Source organism: Kitasatospora sp. NPDC098663 (genome assembly GCF_044760075.1).
Taxonomy (GTDB): Bacteria; Actinomycetota; Actinomycetes; order Streptomycetales; family Streptomycetaceae; genus Kitasatospora.
Genome location: NZ_JBIWAP010000119.1, coordinates 1 through 4,034, shown reverse-complemented (window position 1 = coordinate 4,034; position 4,034 = coordinate 1). Strand labels below are relative to the sequence as shown.

Annotated in this window: 1 protein-coding gene and 2 pseudogenes; all 3 read right to left on the bottom strand. The window is 71.1% G+C overall.

What is annotated here, in order from left to right:
• Positions 1–91: pseudogene (locus tag ACIQVZ_RS42260) on the bottom strand (roadblock/LC7 domain-containing protein); the annotation flags it as partial.
• A gap of 10 nt (positions 92–101) precedes the next feature.
• Complete coding sequence (locus ACIQVZ_RS42255) at positions 102–3,455, bottom strand: nitrate- and nitrite sensing domain-containing protein (RefSeq protein ID WP_402458460.1); 3,354 nt, start codon at positions 3,453–3,455, stop codon at positions 102–104.
• A 393-nt stretch (positions 3,456–3,848) separates the two neighbouring features.
• Positions 3,849–4,034, bottom strand: a pseudogene (locus ACIQVZ_RS42250) (ATP-binding protein); the annotation flags it as partial.

Below are 4,034 nucleotides of genomic sequence, written 5' to 3'. Positions count from 1 at the left end.
CGGCGGAGACCACCACGGTGTGGGACACCCCGGGGGTGTTGTCCACGAAATTGGTGATCAGCCAGTTCAGGTTCTGTGCGGCCTGGCTCATCTGAGTCAACTCAACGCTCCTGGTGGTTCGAGCCGCCGAAGAGATCGGTGCTTCGGTTCTGTCCGTTGCCGGACGGGTCTACCTGATCGGGGTCGATCCGGAAGCTTCCGGTGTTACCGGCACTGCGGCCCTGCTCCACGCCGCGGCGCAGGTTGGTGAGCCGGCCGCGGACCTCCTCGGGGCTGCGGGAGACCTGCGGCCCTTCCTGCGGAGTGGGCTTGGCGTTCCCGGCCACCAGGTTCTGCTTGGGCACGCGCCGCGGCAGACCTGCCCCGGTGGTGCCGCCGGAGGCGGGCTCGCGGGTCTGCTCGGCCTGCTGCCAGGCGCCGTCGTTGGGCGACTGCCAGGGCGAGTTGGTCGGGCCGGTCGGGCCGTAGCCGCCCAGCGCCGACACGTCGTGGCCGCGTGGCTCGTCGACCGCCGAGGTGTCCTTGGCGCCGGCGAACCAGTTCGGGGTCTCGCCGCCGGAGCCGCCGTCCGCCGGAGCGGTCGGGGCGCCGAAGCCGCCACCCGCCAGCTGCTGGCCGGGGCGGCGCTGCGGCAGCCCGGACGGCAGGGTGGCGGTGGGTTCGGCGGCGGGCAGCGCGGGCGGCTCCGGGGCGTACGGGTGGCCGGCCGGGGCCTCCTCGGCCTGCTGGCCGTACTGGTCGGCGTAGCCGTCCTGGTAGCCCTGGTAGCCGTCGCCCTGGTAGTCCTGGTGGCCGTACTGGTCGTCGGCGTAGCCGGACTGGTCGTAGCCCTGCTGCGGGTACTGGCCGTACTGGTCCTGGCCGTACTCGTCCTGCTGGTAGCCGTCCTGCTGGTAGCCGTACTGGTCGTCGGCGTAGCCGGACTGCTGCTCGTAGCCCTGGGGGGCGTACTGGTCGTAGCCCTGCTGGTACTCCTCCTCGACCTCGGCGTCCAGCACCGGCGGCTCGCCGTCGTGCGGGCCGCTCTCCAGGGCCGCACGACGGACCTGGTCGAGGCGCTGCGAGCGCTGGACGGCCTCCAGGGCCGGGCTGAAGCCGCTGGATCCGGCGTTGCCGGTGCCGGTGAGGTGGTCGTCGAAGCCCAGCTCGGCGGCGCTGCGCGGCTGGCCGCCCGGCGCCCACTGGGAGGTCGGCTCCTGCTCGGCGAAGATCCGGGAGACGGTGAACTGCTCCTCGGGCTCCGGCGCGGCGCCCGACCGGGTGATGAACGGCGGGATCATGACCAGCGAGGTGGTGCCCGCGGACTCGCCGGACGGGCGGAGCTGGACGCGGACGTCGTGCCGCTGGGACAGCCGGCCGACCACGAACAGGCCCATGCGGCGGGAGATGGTGGCGTCGACGGTGGGCGGCTCGGCCAGCTTCTCGTTGATCTCGGCGAAGTCGTCGGCGGTGAGGCCGATGCCCTTGTCGTGGATCTCGACCAGCACCCGGCCGTCCGGCAGGCGGGTCGCGTTGACCAGGACCCGGGTCTGCGGGCTGGAGAACGAGGTGGCGTTCTCCAGCAGCTCGGCGAGCAGGTGGACGAGGTCGGTCACGGCGGCGCCGACGACCTCGACCTCCGGGATGCCGGACAGCTCGACGCGCTCGTACTGCTCCACCTCGGAGGAGGCGGCGCGGAGCACGTCGACCAGCGGGACCGGGGTGTTCCAGCGGCGGCCGGCCTCCTCGCCCGCGAGGACGAGCAGGTTCTCACCGTTGCGGCGCATACGGGTGGCGAGGTGGTCCAGCTTGAAGAGGTTCTCCAGCTGGTCCGGGTCGGCCTCGTTGTTCTCCAGGTCGGTGATCAGCGCCAGCTGGCGCTGGATCAGGCCCTGGCTGCGACGCGACAGGTTGGTGAAGATCGCGTTGACGTTCCCTCGCAGCAGGGCCTGCTCGGCGGCGAGCGCCACGGCCTGCTGGTGGACCTGGTCGAACGCCCGGGCGACCTCGCCGATCTCGTCCTTGCCGTGCAGCGGGATCGGGGTGACGGAGGTGTCGACCCGGTCGGGGTCGGTCTTGGAGAGCTTCTCGACCAGGTCCGGCAGGCGGTGGTCGGCGATCTCCAGGGCGGCGCTGCGCAGGGTGCGCATGCCGAGGATCATCGAGCGGGCGACGTAGCCGGTGAGCAGACCGGCCAGGATGAGCGCCGCGACGACGATGATCGTGTTGAGGATGGCGTCGTAGAGCGCGTTGTCCTTGAGGCCGCGGGAGTCCGTGAGGACGTCGTTCAGCAGCTGGACCTCGGTGTCGCGCAGGGCCTGGATGTGGGTGTTGGCGGCCTGGTTCCAGTTCTCCGGGGTGAGACCGGAGTCCTTGGCCTCCTTGTAGGCCTGGTCGGCGGCGGCCTTGCCCTTGCTCTGGCCCTCGGCGGCGGCCTGGCTGTAGGCGGCGCCGAGGGAGAGCAGGGTCTGCATGGAGGGCGCGGTGCCGTTCGGCATCTTGTAGGCCGAGCGCTCCTGCGCGGCGGCCTGGGCGACCTGCGCGTTGGCGTACTTGCGGGCGTCCTCGGGGGCGCTGCCGGTGTTGAACTCGGTCAGCGAGACCTGCTCCAGCCGCTCCGCCACCAGGATCTGCTGGATCACGTCGGCGTTCTCGAACCGGGTGGTGGCGTTCTGCGAGATGCCGACCAGCAGGTGCAGCATGAGCGCGCGCTGGGTCGAGGCGGAGGCCTTGGCGAGGGACATCGCGTAGATCGCGCGGCCCTTGCTGGCGGCGTTGCTGGAGCCGATGCCGACCGAGTTGTCGTAGGACAGCAGCGGGGCGAACATCACCGAGTAGGCGTTGACGGTGGCGCCGGCGAACAGCTCGGCGCCGTACGCGCTGGACCGCAGGTGCGGCAGGTCGACCACCAGGGCCTGGAAGGCCTCGTGGCGGCGCGGGAGTTCGCCGGACTTGTCGGAGGCCGCGTAGGCCGCCTCGTACGCCTTCAGCGCGGCGTCCGTGCTGGCGCGGATCTTGGCGACCTTGCCGTCCGGGTCCTGCTTGGTGAGCAGGGGTATCAGCGTGGTGTCGCGCTCGATCTCCAGCGCTTCGGCGAGCTCGGTGGCCGCCTTGGCGAGCTCGGCGGTCTTCTCGGCGCGGGAGGCCTTGATGTAGCCGTCGACCGAGGTGTTCACGCGGAGGCCGCCGAAGACGAGGCTGATGATCACGGGGATCAGCAGGATCGCGATCAGACGGGTCGGCACGCGCCAGTTGCGCGGGCGGAGGAAGTCGTACCGCTTGGAGGCGTCGCCGTCCGGACCGCCGCTGCGGGGTTCCGTGGACGCGGCCGGGGGCTGCGGGGCCGGGGAGGCCTGGGAGCGCTCCTCGGTGGGGGTGAAAGCGGAGAATCCGGCCGGGTCCGCTGCGGTACCGTTCGGCTCGCTCCGGCGGGGCTCGGAGCGCCGCTGCGGGGCGGGTTGCTGCTTACGCCTCACTCGACAACTACCTCTCGGCCGACTGTCGGCCATGGATCAATCCAGCGCTACCCCCGGGCCCTGGCCCGTCACCGGTGGGCCGGCGCGAGGGTTTCAGGGGTAGCTGGAATTTCAGCACGTGCAGGGATGGGGGACAAACAGCCGCAGGATGGCCCCCGCGTCGGCGCAATAGGGACATTCACCGACATGACGGAGCAAAACCGTGGTCTTCTGGCGCTGAGTGACGCTAGTTCACCACGCAGAGTCACTGTTGATCACAAAATGCCTACCGAACTGTTATCCGCTGCTTATACAGCGGGTCTTGCGCGATGCCCCTGGAGGACATCGGCCGGTAGCGGCTCCGCCCCGGGGGCCGTCACGCCGACGGCCCCCGGGCTCCGGATGTCCGGCCCGTCATCGAAGTCGGGCGAGGAGGGCGTGCTCGACGAGGGTGATGAGAGCGCTCTTGGCGCTGTCGCGGCGGCGGGCGTCGAGCGTGACGACCGGGGTCTCGGCGCTGAGCTGGAGCGCTTCGCGGACCTCGTCGGCGGTGTGGGGCTGGTGTCCGTCGAAGCCGTTGAGGGCGACGACGAAGGGGAG